16 protein-coding genes and 1 riboswitch are annotated in these 14,796 nt (G+C 73.6%); of the genes, 9 read left to right on the plus strand and 7 right to left on the minus strand.

Going from position 1 to position 14,796, the window contains the following annotated elements; translation table 11 throughout:
- Positions 1-190: 190 nt before the first annotated feature.
- The 4 genes from ACFWV2_RS26975 to ACFWV2_RS26990 form a co-directional block, all read right to left on the minus strand.
- Positions 191-1,723 (minus strand): cobyric acid synthase, encoded by a 1,533-nt coding sequence (locus ACFWV2_RS26975; RefSeq protein WP_384408627.1) that lies wholly within the window; start codon positions 1,721-1,723, stop codon positions 191-193.
- Positions 1,720-2,694 (minus strand): cobalamin biosynthesis protein, encoded by a 975-nt coding sequence (locus ACFWV2_RS26980; protein ID WP_384408629.1) that lies wholly within the window; start codon positions 2,692-2,694, stop codon positions 1,720-1,722. The genes ACFWV2_RS26975 and ACFWV2_RS26980 overlap by 4 nt, the downstream gene beginning before the upstream one ends.
- A gap of 33 nt (positions 2,695-2,727) precedes the next feature.
- A riboswitch (cobalamin riboswitch) is annotated at positions 2,728-2,860 on the minus strand.
- A gap of 121 nt (positions 2,861-2,981) precedes the next feature.
- Complete coding sequence (locus ACFWV2_RS26985) at positions 2,982-3,203, minus strand: hypothetical protein (protein ID WP_384408631.1); 222 nt, start codon at positions 3,201-3,203, stop codon at positions 2,982-2,984.
- Between the two features lie 12 nt (positions 3,204-3,215).
- Positions 3,216-4,484 (minus strand): anion permease, encoded by a 1,269-nt coding sequence (locus ACFWV2_RS26990; RefSeq protein WP_384408633.1) that lies wholly within the window; start codon positions 4,482-4,484, stop codon positions 3,216-3,218.
- 403 nt (positions 4,485-4,887) lie between these two features.
- Here ACFWV2_RS26990 and ACFWV2_RS26995 point away from each other — a divergent pair, with 403 nt between their 5' ends.
- Together ACFWV2_RS26995 and ACFWV2_RS27000 are read left to right on the plus strand one after the other, a co-directional pair.
- Positions 4,888-6,015: an alpha/beta hydrolase gene (locus ACFWV2_RS26995; protein WP_384408635.1), complete on the plus strand. Its 1,128-nt coding sequence runs from the start codon at positions 4,888-4,890 to the stop codon at positions 6,013-6,015.
- 149 nt (positions 6,016-6,164) lie between these two features.
- Positions 6,165-7,586: a hypothetical protein gene (locus ACFWV2_RS27000; protein ID WP_384408637.1), complete on the plus strand. Its 1,422-nt coding sequence runs from the start codon at positions 6,165-6,167 to the stop codon at positions 7,584-7,586.
- 30 nt (positions 7,587-7,616) lie between these two features.
- Here ACFWV2_RS27000 and ACFWV2_RS27005 read toward each other — a convergent pair whose 3' ends face one another.
- Positions 7,617-8,018: a VOC family protein gene (locus ACFWV2_RS27005; protein WP_384408639.1), complete on the minus strand. Its 402-nt coding sequence runs from the start codon at positions 8,016-8,018 to the stop codon at positions 7,617-7,619.
- Between the two features lie 68 nt (positions 8,019-8,086).
- Positions 8,087-8,977: a neutral zinc metallopeptidase gene (locus tag ACFWV2_RS27010; protein WP_384408641.1), complete on the minus strand. Its 891-nt coding sequence runs from the start codon at positions 8,975-8,977 to the stop codon at positions 8,087-8,089.
- A gap of 264 nt (positions 8,978-9,241) precedes the next feature.
- Between ACFWV2_RS27010 and ACFWV2_RS27015 the strand changes: the two genes are divergently transcribed.
- The 3 genes from ACFWV2_RS27015 (at position 9,242) to ACFWV2_RS27025 (ending at position 12,335) form a co-directional block, all read left to right on the plus strand.
- Complete coding sequence (locus tag ACFWV2_RS27015) at positions 9,242-10,840, plus strand: ABC-F family ATP-binding cassette domain-containing protein (protein ID WP_360782578.1); 1,599 nt, start codon at positions 9,242-9,244, stop codon at positions 10,838-10,840.
- Between the two features lie 344 nt (positions 10,841-11,184).
- Positions 11,185-11,406, plus strand: a complete 222-nt coding sequence (locus ACFWV2_RS27020) for a helix-turn-helix domain-containing protein (protein WP_005477683.1) — start codon at positions 11,185-11,187, stop codon at positions 11,404-11,406.
- A gap of 128 nt (positions 11,407-11,534) precedes the next feature.
- Positions 11,535-12,335, plus strand: a complete 801-nt coding sequence (locus ACFWV2_RS27025) for an enoyl-CoA hydratase/isomerase family protein (protein WP_384408644.1) — start codon at positions 11,535-11,537, stop codon at positions 12,333-12,335.
- Between the two features lie 12 nt (positions 12,336-12,347).
- Here the strand turns inward: ACFWV2_RS27025 and ACFWV2_RS27030 are convergent, their stop codons facing one another.
- Positions 12,348-13,001: a hypothetical protein gene (locus tag ACFWV2_RS27030; RefSeq protein WP_384408646.1), complete on the minus strand. Its 654-nt coding sequence runs from the start codon at positions 12,999-13,001 to the stop codon at positions 12,348-12,350.
- Positions 13,002-13,094: 93 nt separating this feature from the next.
- Between ACFWV2_RS27030 and ACFWV2_RS27035 the strand changes: the two genes are divergently transcribed.
- The 4 genes from ACFWV2_RS27035 to ACFWV2_RS27050 are packed head-to-tail and all read left to right on the plus strand — an operon-like array spanning position 13,095 to position 14,795.
- Positions 13,095-13,571 carry an Asp23/Gls24 family envelope stress response protein gene (locus tag ACFWV2_RS27035; protein ID WP_384408648.1) on the plus strand — a complete coding sequence of 159 codons (477 nt, stop codon included), beginning with the start codon at positions 13,095-13,097 and terminating at the stop codon, positions 13,569-13,571.
- Between the two features lie 52 nt (positions 13,572-13,623).
- Complete coding sequence (locus tag ACFWV2_RS27040; RefSeq protein ID WP_360782565.1) at positions 13,624-13,815, plus strand: hypothetical protein; 192 nt, start codon at positions 13,624-13,626, stop codon at positions 13,813-13,815.
- 3 nt (positions 13,816-13,818) lie between these two features.
- Positions 13,819-14,175, plus strand: coding sequence for a hypothetical protein (locus ACFWV2_RS27045; RefSeq protein WP_384408650.1), 357 nt, complete (start codon positions 13,819-13,821; stop codon positions 14,173-14,175).
- Positions 14,172-14,795: a DUF6286 domain-containing protein gene (locus tag ACFWV2_RS27050; RefSeq protein ID WP_384408652.1), complete on the plus strand. Its 624-nt coding sequence runs from the start codon at positions 14,172-14,174 to the stop codon at positions 14,793-14,795. The genes ACFWV2_RS27045 and ACFWV2_RS27050 overlap by 4 nt, the downstream gene beginning before the upstream one ends.
- The last annotated feature ends 1 nt before the right edge of the window (position 14,796 follow it).

The following is a 14,796-nucleotide window of genomic DNA, read 5'->3' on the forward strand; positions in this document are numbered from 1 at the left end:
GTCACTCCTTCGGATCGCTGAGGTTCGCACGACGGCCCGCGGCCGCCGCCGGTGGGCGGCAGCCCACAGGGGCCACCCCACTGTTCTCGACACGTGGTTCGGGTGGTGCGGGTGGGGATCCCGGCGGCCGGAGGCCGTGCGCACCACCGGCGGCCCGCGGCCGGGCCTCCGGCCCGGCCCGCCCCCGCGCTCACGGCGCCCCCGGCGGCACGAACGGCAGGCCCGCCGGGGCCCCCTCCTCGATCAGCCGCAGCAGCGCGTCCGTGTCCGCGTGCTCCTCGATCAGGTCGCCGAGCCGGTCGAGCTGTTCCTCGCGCAGCGCCCCGAACGACGTGTCCGGCGCCGGCACGAACCGCCGCCCGGCCGCCGCCGCGACCTCGCGCAGGAACGCCCGCCGGAACCCGTCGCTCTCCAGGGAGCCGTGCCAGTGGGTCCCCCGGACGGAGCCGACCCGGCAGCCGTCGAGAGCGCGTCCCGTGTCATCGGAGAAGAACGGCTCCCCGCCCTCCACCGAGGCGACCCCGTGGTGGATCTCGTATCCCTCGGCCCGCTCCCCGAGCGCCACCCCGACCGGCCGGGCGAGGGTCTTCCCTGGCGCGAACCGGACCCGTACGGGCAGCAGTCCGAGCCCGTCGACGGCGCCCGCCCGCGATTCGACCTCGTCCTCGATGTGCTCGCCGAGGATCTGGAAGCCGCCGCAGATCCCGAGCACCGGCAGCCCCGCGGCCGCGCGGCGGGCCAGCTCGTCCGCCAGGCCCCGCTCCCGCAGCCACGCCAGCGCCTTGACCGTGCCGCGCGTGCCGGGCACGACGACGAGGTCCGCGTCGACGAGTTCCTCGGGCCGGTCGACGAACCGGACGACCACGCCGGGCTCGGCCGCCAGCGCGTCGACGTCCGTGAAGTTGGACATCAGCGGTACGGCGCAGACGGCGACCCGCAGGACGTCCGCGCCGACCGGCGGCGCCACGACGGACTCGCGGACGGTGCCGCGCAGCGACACCCGGAGGCCGTCCTCCTCGTCGATGCCGAGCCCGTGCGCGTACGGCAGGACGCCGAAGGTCCGGCGCCCGGTCAGCCCGTGCAGCATGTCGAGCCCCGGTTCGAGCAGGGTCACGTCACCCCGGAACTTGTTCACGAGGTACCCGGCGACGAGCGACTGGTCCTCGGGGCTCAGCAGCGCCGTCGTGCCGAAGAACTGGGCGAAGACGCCGCCCCTGTCGATGTCCCCGACCACGACCACGGGCAGCCGCGCGGCTCGCGCGATGCCCATGTTGACGATGTCCGTGCGCCGCAGGTTGATCTCGGCCGGGCTGCCCGCGCCCTCGCAGATCACGGCGTCGTACATGCCCCGGAGTTCCTCCAGGCACGCCATCACCGGCTCGAACAGTTCCTTCTGCCGTCCCCCGTGGTAGCCCTTCGCGCTCAGTTCCCCCACCGGTTTGCCCATCAGGACGACCTGGCTGGACCGGTCGCTGCCGGGCTTGAGCAGCACCGGGTTCATCAGCGCGGTCGGCTCGACGCGGGCGGCCTGCGCCTGCATGGCCTGGGCCCGCCCGATCTCGGCGCCCTCACGGGTCACGAAGGAGTTGAGGGACATGTTCTGTCCCTTGAACGGCGCCACCTTCAGGCCCTCGCGGACCAGCCAGCGGCAGATGCCGGCCGTCACGACGCTCTTGCCGGCGTCGGACGTGGTCCCGGCGACGAGCAGCCCCCCACCCCTCATGCGTTCCTCCGCTTCAGCGCGCTCACGATCAGCCGGCCGCCCGCGCAGGCGGCCAGGGTCAGTGCGGTGACCCGGCGGGACAGCCGGACCGCCCGGTCGATGTCGGCGACCTCGACGGGCCGCCCGTCCCCGTTGAGCACCGGCCGGTGTTCGACCCGGCCGGCGTACGAGAGGGTCCCCCCGAGCCGTACGCCGAGCGCGCCCGCGAAGGACGCCTCCACGGGACCGGCGTTGGGGCTGGGGTGCTGCGAGGCGTCCGCCCGCCAGGCCCGGACGGCCCCGCGCGGGTTCCCGCCGGCGACGGCGGTGAGCGCGGCCGTCAGCCGGGCCCCGGGCCAGCCGGCGACGTCGTCGAGCCGGGCCGAGGCCCAGCCGAAGCGGCGGTGGCGGGGGGACTTGTGGCCGACCATCGCGTCCAGGGTGTTGACGGCCCGGAAGCCGAGCAGGCCGGGCACGCCCGCGACCGCGCCCCAGAAGAGGGCGCCGACCACGGCGTCGGAGGTGTTCTCGGCGACCGATTCGACGACCGCGCGGGCCATCGCCGGTCCGTCGAGGGACTGCGGGTCGCGTCCGCACAGGTGCGGCAGCCGTTCCCGGGCCACCTCCAGGTCCCCCGCGGCGAGCGCCCCGCCGATCGCGCGGGCCTCCCGCCCCAGGGTCGTACCGCCGACGACGGCCCAGACGGAGGCGGCGGTCAGCGCCACGGCGGCGGCCGGCCGGTTGCGTACGGCCCGTGCGGCGAGCGCGCCCAGGGCGGCGGTGGAGCCGACGCAGACGGCGGTGTGCAGGGCGCCCCAGCCCCGGTGGTCGTGGTGGAGGCGCTGCTCGACCGCGGCGGCCGCCCGGCCGAACGCGGCGACGGGGTGCCCACGGCGGGGGTCTCCGACGAGCAGGTCGACGGCGAGACCGGCGGCCGCTCCGTAGGCGAATCGGTCCGGGGAGAGGCGGCTGGTTCTTCTGCGGCCGGGCATGGCGCGTGTCCTCACTCAGGGTCCGCGCCCTGGATCGACGTGACCGGCGGCGAGAGTTCCTGACTCCCGGACCCCTCGGATCCGGTCACAGTGGCGGGACCGCGCCGGATTCGCACCGGACTTCCTCTGCTGCCGCCGTAATGGCCTCGGCAGTCCACCACGCCCCGAGAACAGCCGTCAACTCACCTTGACCTGCACCGCGTCACTGTGCGAAGCGCCACAGACACGACGGCAGGGCGGCCCGTACCCGAAGGTACGGACCGCCCGGCCGGTGTCCTGCGAGACCGTCAGACGACGATGAGGTAGATGCCGTACGCGACGGCCGTGAGGCACAGGGCGAAGCAGGCGTAGGCGCCGGTGCGGGCCAGGGCGGCGGAGCCTCCCTGGGCGGCGGCCTGCTCCTGCTTGGAGAGGCCGATGATGCCGAGGGTGAAGAGGCCCACGAGGGCGACGGTCGCCGCGAGGCTGACTCCGAAGACGGAGCCGAGGGCTGCCCAGTCGATCTTCATGTCGTTCGTTCCTTAGACCGTTGCGGCGGGGGCCGGGGGAGCGGCCGGGTCGGTGGGAGCCGGCGCGGGGATGGTGGTCTTGAGGTCCTCGTCCGCGACGGCGGCGACGGAACCGGCCGGCGGCGGCGGGGTGACGGCCGCCATGGCGGTGGTCACCACACCCGCGGGCTCGGCGTCGAGGTCGTCGGCGGTGACGTTGTGGTGGTCGACCGGCTTGCGGCGGGACAGCGACCAGATGACGGCCGATCCGCCCACCAGCAGGACCGCGACGGCGGCGATGCCCCAGGGGCCCTGCTTGGTGAGGAACTCGGCACCGGCGCCGACCAGGCCCGCGGCGGGCAGGGTCAGACCCCAGGCGACGAACATCCGGGTCGCGGTCGACCAGCGGACGACCCCGCCCTTGCGGCCGAGACCGGCGCCCATCACGGCACCCGAGCAGGACTGGGTGGTGGAGAGGGAGAAGCCGAGGTGCGAGGAGGCCAGGATGACCGTGGCGGCGCTGGTCTGGGCGGCGAAGCCCTGCTGCGGCTGGAGGTCGGTGAGGCCCTTGCCCATGGTGCGGATGATGCGCCAGCCGCCGAGGTAGGTGCCGAGGGCGATCGCGACGCCGGCGGAGACGATGACCCAGAGGGGCGGGTTGGAGCCGGGGGCGACGACGCCCTGGGTGACCAGGGCCAGGGTGATGATGCCCATCGTCTTCTGGGCGTCGTTGGTGCCGTGGGCGAGGGAGACGAGACCCGCGGAGGCGATCTGGCCGACCCGGTAGCCCTTGGCGGTGTGCTTCTCGTCGGTCTTGGCGCCGATCTTGTACGTCAGCCGGGTGGCCAGCATCGCGGCGAGACCGGCGACGAGCGGCGCGGCGATGGCCGGGATGAGGACCTTGGTGACGATGGTCGGGCCGTTGACCGCGGACCAGCCGGCCGACATGACCGCGGCGCCGATGAGGCCGCCGAAGAGCGCGTGGGAGGAGCTGGACGGCAGGCCGAGGAGCCAGGTCAGCAGGTTCCACAGGATGGCGCCCACGAGCGCCGCGAAGATCACTTCTGTACGAATGCCCTCTTCGTTGATGATCCCGCCGGAGATCGTCTTGGCGACCTCCACGGACAGGAACGCGCCGACGAGGTTCAGCACGGCGGACATGGCCACCGCCGTCTTCGGTTTGAGAGCACCGGTCGAGATGGTCGTGGCCATCGCGTTCGCGGTGTCGTGGAAACCGTTCGTGAAATCGAACACGAGAGCTGTCACGACCACAATGGCGAGCAGCAGCGTGATGTGTTCCATTTACCCAGGCAATCGTTTGACGTCAGTGGCTAGCCGAACGTAGGCAACCTGAGTGAACGGAAGGTGAACTGGGTCAGGCGTTGTGGTGTCCCGATCCGGTGTCAAGGGATTCCGCTTACGGTCCGGGCGCGCGAACCGTCCACGATGCGGGCACCCGCAACCCCGGGTAATCCCGGCTTTCACCAGGCATAGGCGACCTGCCCCGGTTCCTCCCCCGCCACCCGGTTCCGCTCCCTGGACCGCGCCACCCGACCGGGCGACCCCGCGAAGGAGACCCATGTCACTCCCCGGAGTGGCCCGGAGGGGTCGCGTCACTCAGCGCAGTGGCCGGAAATGAACCCCGCCTCCCCCCACACGGGTCCGTCCGGTGGCACCTCGCGGCCTCCCTGCCGAGACTGGGGGCGTGCGCCCGGCTACAGCGACGGCAGCGGCCGTCACCACCCTGCTCGGTGTCGGCGCGGCCGCGGTCGCGGCCGGCCGGTACGCCAGCGACGTCGCCCTCAAGGCGCCGTCCGGACCTCCCCTGCCCGGGGACCCACGACTCACCGTGCACACCGTCGGCCCCGAGCGGATCACCCTCACCCGCAGCCTGGCCTCGCTGCGCCCCGGTACGTACGGCCTCGAAGGCCCCCGCCTCCACGCCGTCGTCGGCCCCGTCCTCGACCGGGTCCCGCACACCGCCGACACCGTCGTCCGGCGGCTGGAACGGGTCGAACTCGGGGCGCTCGGCCCCGGCGCCCGCGTCCGGTTCACCCCCCAGCTGCACCGCGGCACCCCGCTCGGCGCCCTCGGGCTCGCCCACGAGGACGTCGAGATCCCCGGCGAGCTCGGCCCCCTCCCCGCCTGGCTGGTGCCCGGCCCCCGCCCGACCTGGGTGATCGCCCTCCACGGCCTCGGCACCACCCGCGAGCACCCGCTGAACGTCGTCCCCTTCTACGCGCGCCGCAGGGTCCCCGTCCTCCTCCCCGCCTACCGCGGCGACGAAGGGGCGCCCGCCGTCCGGGACGGCCTGGCCCGGTTCGGCGACTCCGAGTGGCGCGACGTCGACGCGGCCATCCGCTACGCCGTCCGCCGGGGCGCGGACTCCGTCGTCCTGCACGGGTGGGGGACCGGCGCCTCCATGGCCCTGCGCGCCGCCGCCGAGTCGGGGGTGCGCGACCGGATCGCCGGCCTCGTCCTGGACTCCCCGGTCCTGGACTGGGAGGCCACCGTCCGCAACCTCGCCGCGGCCCGCCACGTCCCGGCCCCGCTGCTCCCGCTCGCCGTCCGCGCCGCCCAGGGCAGGACCGGCCCGCACGGCGATCTGCTCAGGGCCGCCTCGGCGCCCGACGCCCTGCGCGTCCCGGTCCTCCTCCTGCACGGCCCCGACGACACCATCGCCCCCTGGGAACCGTCCCTCGAACTCGCCGCCCGGCGCCCCGACCTGGTCTCGTCGCAGACCGTCCGGCACGCCCCGCACGCGGCCATGTGGAACGCGGACCCGGTGCGCTACGAGGAGTACCTGCGCCGCTTCCTCACCCCGCTCCTCTAGAACCGCCCCGGCACCTCGCCCGGAACCGTTCCGGAACCTCCCGCCGGCGCCGCCACCAGGACCTGCCCGAGGCCCCCTCCCCACGCCCGCTCCGGCGGGCCGGTCCATTCCGATTGGGTTTTCGGGCCGTCAGCGGGAAGACTGCCCCCGTGACGTCTCGAAAGCCCGATGAACCATTGGCGCGCAACTCCAGACTCCGACTCGTCCGCCCACGGGCCCTCGCCACCGCCCGACGGGCCGTGACGACCCGGCGCACCCGCCCGGCGCCGCGGCCGCCCGAGGGCACTCCGCCCCGCGCGGAACTCGCCCGCCAGGCCCGGCAGGTCCTCGCCGACGCCGTACGGATCGCCCGCTGGGCCGCCGTCGAGCGCGGCGTCGACGCGACCCCCCGCACCGGCTCCGGGCCCGTCACCGCCCAGGAACGGGCCGCGGCCGCGCTGGACCTGACGCCCGGCCAGATCCGGGCCGGCTGGGACCGCGCCCGGCTCGCCGGGCTCGTCGAGCTCCACGGCGACACCGCCCGCCCCGGCTGGCGGCTGCACGCCTGGGACCGCGACGACTCCGCCGTACTGCGCGGCTGGGTCGCCCTCTTCGACGCCTGGTCCCTGGTCCACCCGGCCCCCGAGGGCGTCGAGCCCAGCGCCGTCGCCGAGGTCGTCGAGGCCGTCCCGCAGGTGCTGTCGCTGCTCCAGCTCTCCCAGGGCCCGGTCCTCGTCCCCGCCCTCCTCGACCTGCTCGGCCAGCGCGTCGAGGAGCTCCGCGAGGAGCGCTGCGAGGTCCCGGCCGCCGGCCCGGCCCCCGAGGCCGCCGGCGCCCCCGCCGCCGACCACGGCACCGAGGGGCTTCCGGCCCTCCTCGACTGGGCGCTCGAAGGCCTGGCGGCCGTCGGCGCGCTCACCCTCGACGCCGGTGCGGAGGGGCGACACGCGACCCTGACCCCGCTCGGCAACTGGGCGGTCTGGGTCAAGCTGGAGCAGATCTGCGTCGCCGCGCAGAGCCCCGCCGGCAACATCGAGCAGTCCGCGGGGGACATGCTCCGCGGCTGCGCCCGGCTCACCCCCGGCCCGGCCCGCGCCGAGTACCGCGCCTGGCTCGCGGCCCGCACCCTCTCCAGCGCCGTGAGCGAACTCCTCGCCGTCGCCCGGGGCGAGGACGCCCTGCTGCGCGGCCTCGCCTTCGAGGCGCTCCGGGTCGTCGGGGCCCCCGCGGAGGCCGAGGTGCGGGCCACCGTCGCCGAACCCTCCCTGCGGCCGTACGCGCTGCTCTGGCTCGCGGAGTACGAGGGCGCCGACCCCGACGACGCCCAGGAGGTCCTCACCCGCGAGGAGTCGACCTGGCTCTGGGTGGACACGGCGGCGGCCGTCGCCGACCACGGCGAGAGCGAACTCCTCGTCCGGCACCTCGACTCCGCCGTGCAGGGCACCGTCCCGGCCCTGCTCGACGAGGTCCGGGCGGTCGGTCACCCCCGTACCGTCCAGGTCCTGGTCGCCCTCGCCGCCGCCCACCCGGACCCGGCCCTGGCCAAGGCGGTCCGCCGGGCGGCCTTCCAGGTCCACACCGGAGGAGCGTGACCCCGGGGCGCGCCCCCGCCCGGCGCCCGGTTACTCCGCGGCGCCGGGGGTGTAGGTCCCGAAGCTCCAGATGTTGCCCTCGGCGTCCCGGGCCATGTAGTCCCGGGAGCCGTACTCCTGGTCCGTGGGCGGCATCACGATCTCGACGCCGTGGGCGACCGCCCGTTCGTGGTGCTCGTCCACGTCGTCGACGTGGACGAAGACGCCCACCGGGCCGGCGCCCGCCATCAGCTTGTCGAACTCGCTGCCGGTGCCCTTGCTGCCGAGCATCACCATGCCGTTCCCGTACGACAGCTCGGCGTGTGCGATCCGCCCGTCCTCGGCCTCGTACACGGCGGTCGCGGCGAAGCCGAAGCCCTCCGTGAGCAGGGTGATCGCCGCCTTCGCGTCCTCGTACGTCAGCGTCGGACAGATGTGGGGGGCCTCGGCCATCCCGATCACTTCCCTTCGATGCATCCGTAGGTGACCTGGGTCTCAGTCTGGCAGTCCCCGCCGACAAGTCAGCGGAAGGTGTCGCACCGGGCCATGTCACCGGTCCGGTAGCCCTCGTGGAACCACTGCTGCCGCTGGGCCGCCGAGCCGTGCGTCCAGTTCTCCGGCGTCACCCGGCCCTGGAACCGTTCCTGGATCCGGTCGTCGCCCACGGCGGCCGCCGCGTCCAGGCCGTCCCTGATGTCCGCGTCCGTCAGCGTGGTCAGCAGCGGCCGGCCCGTCCGGTCGTCGGGGGTGGTGGTGGCGTGCCGGGCCCACACGCCCGCGTAGCAGTCGGCCTGGAGCTCGACCCGCACGGCGTTGGAGTCCGCGCCGGTCCGCCCGTCCTGGGCGCGGCTCAGGGTCCCCATCAGGTTCTGCACGTGATGGCCGTACTCGTGCGCCACCACGTACGCCTGCGCGAAGGGCCCGCCGGTCGAGCCGAAGGTCGTCCGCAGCTCCTCGAAGAAGCCCAGATCCAGATAGACCTGCCGGTCCCCGGGGCAGTAGAAGGGCCCCACGGCCGAGGTCGCGGTGCCGCACGCGGTCCCGACCCGCTGGCTGAACATCACGGTGGCGGCGTTCCCGTAGGTGCCGCCACGGCGCGCGTACTCGGTCCGCCAGAAGTCCTGGAGGCTGTTGACGACGGCGACGATCCGGCAGTCGTCGCGGGTGTTGGCGTCGGAGCCCTTCCTGCAGCTCTGGTTCACCTGGGCCGCGGAGGACGAGGTCGCGACGGGCTCGTCGCCGCCGTCGGAGAGCCCGAGCTGATCGGGCCCCACCCCGAAGAGCACGCCGAGGACCAGCGCGATGAGGCCGATGACGCCGCCGCCGACGGTGGCCCTGCCGCCCGGGATGCGGCTGCCGCGGACGTCCCGTACCTCCGAGGTGTCCAGATCGGCGTCGTCGTCGAACTGCACGGTCCACCACCCTCCGCGTCACCGCCGCGGCAGAGACCGCCGCTCTGTGCCGAGTATCGAACCCTCTCCCACCGATCGCCCCTTTTGTGGGGCATCGGCGGGAAGGTGAGAGATCTCCCACCGTGTCCCCGTGCCCCGCGTGGCCGAAAAGCAGTTGCAGGGGCCCGTTAGACTGGCCGTATGGCCATTCTCCCCGTGCATTAGCGGCGTCGAAGCCTTCACCAGCCGTCCTTCCGCCGTTTCCCACCGCCCTGGAGTCTGTCCGTGATCACCGCTTCCGGCATCGAGCTGCGCGCCGGCGCCCGTGTCCTCATCGAGTCCGCTTCCTTCCGCGTCGCCAAGGGCGACCGCATCGGCCTCGTCGGTCGCAACGGAGCGGGCAAGACCACCCTCACCAAGTGCCTCGCGGGCGAGGGCGTCCCCGCCGGCGGCACCATCACGCGCTCCGGCGAGGTCGGCTACCTCCCGCAGGACCCGCGCACCGGCGACCTCGACGTCCTGGCCCGCGACCGCATCCTCTCCGCCCGCGGCCTCGACGTCCTCCTCAAGAAGATGCGGATGAACGAGGAGCGCATCGCCACCGGCTCCGGTGGCACCCGCGACAAGGCGATGAAGCAGTACGAGCGCCAGGAGACCGAGTTCCTGACCAAGGGCGGATACGCGGCCGAGGCCGAGGCCTCCACCATCGCCGCCGCCCTCGGCCTGCCCGACCGGGTCCTCGGCCAGCCGCTGCACACTCTCTCCGGCGGCCAGCGCCGCCGGGTCGAGCTCGCCCGGATCCTGTTCTCGGACGCCGACACGCTCCTCCTCGACGAACCGACGAACCACCTCGACGCCGACTCCATCGTCTGGCTGCGCGACTACCTGAAGTCCTACCGCGGCGGCTTCATCGTCATCTCCCACGACGTCGACCTCGTCGAGACCGTGGTGAACAAGGTCTTCTACCTGGACGCCAACCGCTCCACGATCGACGTCTACAACATGGGCTGGAAGCTCTACCAGCAGCAGCGCGAGGCCGACGAGAAGCGCCGCAAGCGCGAGCGCCAGAACGCCGAGAAGAAGGCCGCCGCCCTCAACACGCAGGCCGACAAGATGCGCGCCAAGGCCACGAAGACCGTCGCCGCGCAGAACATGGCCAAGCGCGCCGAGCGGCTGCTCTCCGGTCTCGAGGCGGTGCGCGCCTCCGACAAGGTCGCCAAGCTCCGCTTCCCCGACCCGGCGCCCTGCGGAAAGACCCCGCTGACCGCCGAGGGACTCTCCAAGTCCTACGGTTCGCTGGAGATCTTCACCGATGTGGACCTCGCCATCGACAAGGGCTCCCGCGTCGTCATCCTCGGCCTCAACGGCGCGGGCAAGACCACGCTGCTGCGGCTGCTCGCCGGGGCGGAGAAGCCCGACACCGGCGAGGTGACCCCGGGCCACGGCCTCAAGCTCGGCTACTACGCCCAGGAGCACGAGACGCTCGACCCCGAGCGCAGCGTCCTGGAGAACATGCGCTCGGCCGCGCCCGACCTGGACCTCGTCCAGGTCCGCAAGACGCTCGGCTCCTTCCTTTTCTCCGGCGACGACGTCGACAAGCCGGCCGGGGTCCTCTCCGGCGGCGAGAAGACCCGGCTCGCCCTGGCCACCCTGGTCGTCTCCTCGGCGAACGTGCTGCTCCTGGACGAGCCGACCAACAACCTGGACCCGGCGAGCCGCGAGGAGATCCTCGGGGCCCTGCGCACCTACAAGGGCGCCGTCGTCCTGGTCACCCACGACGAGGGCGCGGTCGACGCGCTCGAACCGGAGCGGATCATCCTGCTCCCCGACGGCGTCGAGGACCTGTGGGGCCCGGACTACGCGGACCTGGTCGCGCTCGCCTGACCCGGAGAACCCCTGGAGTGATCATGCCGGGCTGAATCATTCGGCTCATGCGTGATCCTTCATCTGAGTGAGGGCGTCTCGTACCCCCCGGCGCGGTGCTCTGCCGAATCCTTCCGGCAGACCCGCGCCGTACGTGTGCACCGGCTGCGTCGCTGACCTGGCACTTCCCTCGCCGACCGACCCGGAGCCGCGCTTCGAAGCCACCGGAATTCGAGCTTCCGGTTGTGACGGTGCCGCACTCATCCGCGAACCCGGCGGCATGGACCTTGTCGAATGGGTGGCCAGGACGGACGGGAGGGGTGATCATGAGAAGTCCAGAGCGCACTTCCCATGAGGAGGCACGGGTGGCCGAGACTCTGAAGAAGGGCAGCCGGGTGACCGGCGCCGCGCGCGACAAGCTCGCGGCAGACCTGAAGAAGAAGTACGACTCCGGTGCGAGCATCCGGGCGCTGGCCGAGGAAACGGGCCGCTCCTACGGATTCGTCCACCGGATGCTCAGCGAGTCCGGAGTCACGCTGCGCGGACGCGGCGGAGCGACACGGGGCAAGAAGACAGCCTCGGCCTGACATCGGGGCGGCTCGACCGGCCACCGGGTCTCTCGGTGGCCACCCGGTCGGTCCCATGGCAGGCCAGGTGGTTACTGTGCAGTCACTTAGCATCGGATGCAGTGCTGCACCGGAACCGGAGGCGCCCCATGACTACGCTCGACGACTCTGAGCTCGTATTCGACAAGGACGGTGTACGGCTCACCGTCGAGGACGCCGTTGCCACGGTGACCCTGACCAATCCGGCGAAGCGCAACGCTCAGTCTCCCGCTCTGTGGCGGGCGTTGACAGAAGCCGGACGGTCGTTGCCCGGCAGCGTGCGGGTCGTCGTGCTGCGCGGCGAGGGCAAGTCCTTCTCCGCCGGCCTCGACCGGCAGGCGTTCACGCCCGAGGGCTTCGACGGAGAGCCGTCCTTCCTCGATCTCGCGCGCGGTTCCGACGAGAACCTCGACGCGGTGATCGCCGAGTACCAGGAGGCTTTCACCTGGTGGCGCCGTGGTGACCTCGTGTCGATCGCGGCCGTCCAGGGCCATGCCATCGGCGCGGGCTTCCAGCTCGCCCTCGCCTGTGACCTGCGGGTCGTCGCCGAGGACGTGCAGTTCGCCATGCGCGAGACCAGCCTGGGTCTTGTCCCGGACCTGACCGGGACGCACCCGCTCGTCTCGCTCGTCGGCTACGCCCGCGCGCTGGAGATCTGCGCCACCGGTCGCTTCGTCCACGCGGAGGAGGCCGAGCGCATCGGTCTCGCCAATCTGTCCGTCCCCGCCGACGAACTCGACGCGGCGGTACGGGACCTCGGCGCCGCCCTGCTCGCGGCGCCGCGCGACGCGGTCATCGAGACCAAGGCGCTCCTCCAGGGTGCCGCCGGCCGCTCGTACGAGGAGCAGCGCACCGCCGAGCGCGCCGCCCAGGCCCGCCGCCTGCGCGACCTCGCGGGCCTCGGCGACTGACGCCCGCCCGCTCTAGCGCAGTTCCGACACCACGACCGTGACCGCGGCCTCCTCCGGGACGGCGGCGGTCACGGCCGTGCGTACGGCGCGGGCCACGTCCAGGGGGCGGGCGCCTGCCGTCACGGCCAGTTCGACCCGGACCCCGTCGGGGCCCCGGCGCACCGCCGGCCCGATCGCGTCCGTCATCGCCGCGACGCCCGGCACCCCGAGCGCCGCGAGGGCCACCGGGTCGTCCGTCGCCGGAGAGGCCCGGCCGGGCGGCGGCGCGGCCGGTTCCGTCTCCGGGGGCGCCGCGTCGAGGAGCTCCGTCACCCGGAGGTCCACGGCCGCGGTCACGAGCCCGAGTCCGTCCTCGGCCGCCGTGAGCAGGGCCGCCCGGAGCGCCTCGGTGAGGCCCGGCAGCGGCTGCCCGGCCACCGCGCCGAACGAGGCGGAGACCCGCAGGCCCGCTTCCCCGGACCCGGACTCCGGATCCGCCTCACGGTCCGGGCCGATCCGCAGCTCGCCCGGCACCACCCCCCGTACGGCCGAGGCGGCGCGGCCCATGACCTCACGCGCCGCCCGTTCGGTGATCCATGCCCCGTCCGCCGCCGTCCCGAGCGGCAACAGCCTGCCCGGGGCGAGGCGGTCACGTACCGCCGCGGCCCAACCGTCACTCGTCGTCATTACCCCAGCCTGCCGTATCCCTGGGGCGAGAGCGGGTAACCGCCCTTAGTGTGGGCGAAGAACCCCGAAATAACCCAGAAGGGGCGAAACGCAATGACGGACACCAGTAACTTCGGCGCCACCTCCGGCGACGAACCGCGCCGTACCTCGGTCACCAAGCGCGGCGGCGGCGACCCGGCATCCCGGGGCCGCACCACCATCGCCGACGGAGTCGTCGAGAAGATCGCCGGCCTGGCCGCCCGGGACGTCGACGGCGTCCACGCCATGGGCAGCGGCCTCTCCCGCACCTTCGGCGCCGTACGCGACCGGGTACCCGGCGGGGGCGGCGCCAAGTCGAACGCCACCCGAGGGGTGAAGGCCGAGGTCGGCGAGGTACAGACGGCACTCGACCTGGAGATCGTGGTCGTCTACGGCGTCTCCATCGCGGACGTCGCCGGCGACGTCCGGGAGAACGTCATCAACGCCGTCGAACGCATGACGGGCCTCGAAGTCGTCGAGGTCAACATCGCGGTCAGCGACGTCAAGCTGCCCGACGAGGAGGAGGAGGAGCCGGAGCAGCGGCTCCAGTAGCCGCTGACGGCTGGGCACAGGGGGCCGGAAGATCCTCAGGAAGGGGTCAGGAATGAGCATGGCTGTGGTCGGCCTGTTGGCCGGCATGGCGCTCGGCTTCGCCGGATACTTCGGCGGCTTCGGGGCGTTCGTGCTGGTCGCGGCATTGGGAGCCATCGGCTTCGTGGCAGGGCGGTTCCTCGACGGCGACCTCGAACCGGGCGACCTGTTCCGGGGTCGCGAACGCGGCGACCGGCGGCGGTGACGGATGGCAGCGGAATCGGCCCCGGACCCCGTACGGGGCCGGGGAGCGACCACGATCGCCGACCGGGTCGTCGCGAAGATCGCCGCCCAGGCCGCCGGGGAGGCGCTCGACGCCGTCCCCGAGGGCGGCTCGCGCCCCCACGCCTCGGTCGTCGTCCACCGGGACGTCGCCCGGGTCTCGGTGAGCCTCGAACTCGACTATCCCTCCGACGTCGGCCGCCGGTGCGGCGCCGTCCGGGGCCGGGTGCGCGCGCGCGTGGAGGAACTCGTGGGCATGGAGGTCCACGAGGTCACCGTCCACGTGGAGCGCCTCCACTCCCCGCTCACCCGGCAGGCCACGCGGAGGGAGCGCCTGTCATGACGACCGCAACCGATCTGACCCCCGCCCCGGACCCCGGCCGCGACGACGTCCCCGTCCTGGAGGACGTCCCCGCATCCCCCGTCCGGCGCTTCTGGGCCGTACGCCGTATCCCCGCCGCCCTGCTCGCGGCCCTCGTCCTCGCCGGGACGGGGCTGCTCCTCTACGACATCGCGGCCGTACGCGCCGACCGCACCGCCATGGCCTGGCGGCGCGAACTCGCCGACGGCCTCGCCACCCGGCCGCTCGACGACGCCCCGATCATCGGCGGAGCCGTCCTCGCGGTCCTCCTCGGCCTCTGGCTCCTGGTCCTGGCGGCGACCCCGGGCCTGCGCGCCGTCCTCCCGATGCGCCGCGCCCACGCCGACGTACGGGCCGGGCTCGACCGCGAGGCCGCCGCCCTCGCCCTGCGCGACCGGGCCATGGAGGTCTCCGGGGTGCAGTCCGCGAAGGTACGCGTCGGCCGCTCCAAGGCGGCCGTCCGGGCGGTCTCGCACTTCCGGGCGCTCGACGAGGTCCGCGCCGACCTGGAGACGGCCCTCGCCGCGGGCGTCGACGAACTGGCCCTCGCCCACCCGCCGTCTCTCGACGTACGGGTGGCCCGGCCGCCCAGGAAGGGGTGAG

It is taken from the genome of Streptomyces sp. NPDC058671 (assembly GCF_042716475.1).
GTDB lineage: Bacteria > Actinomycetota > Actinomycetes > Streptomycetales > Streptomycetaceae > Streptomyces.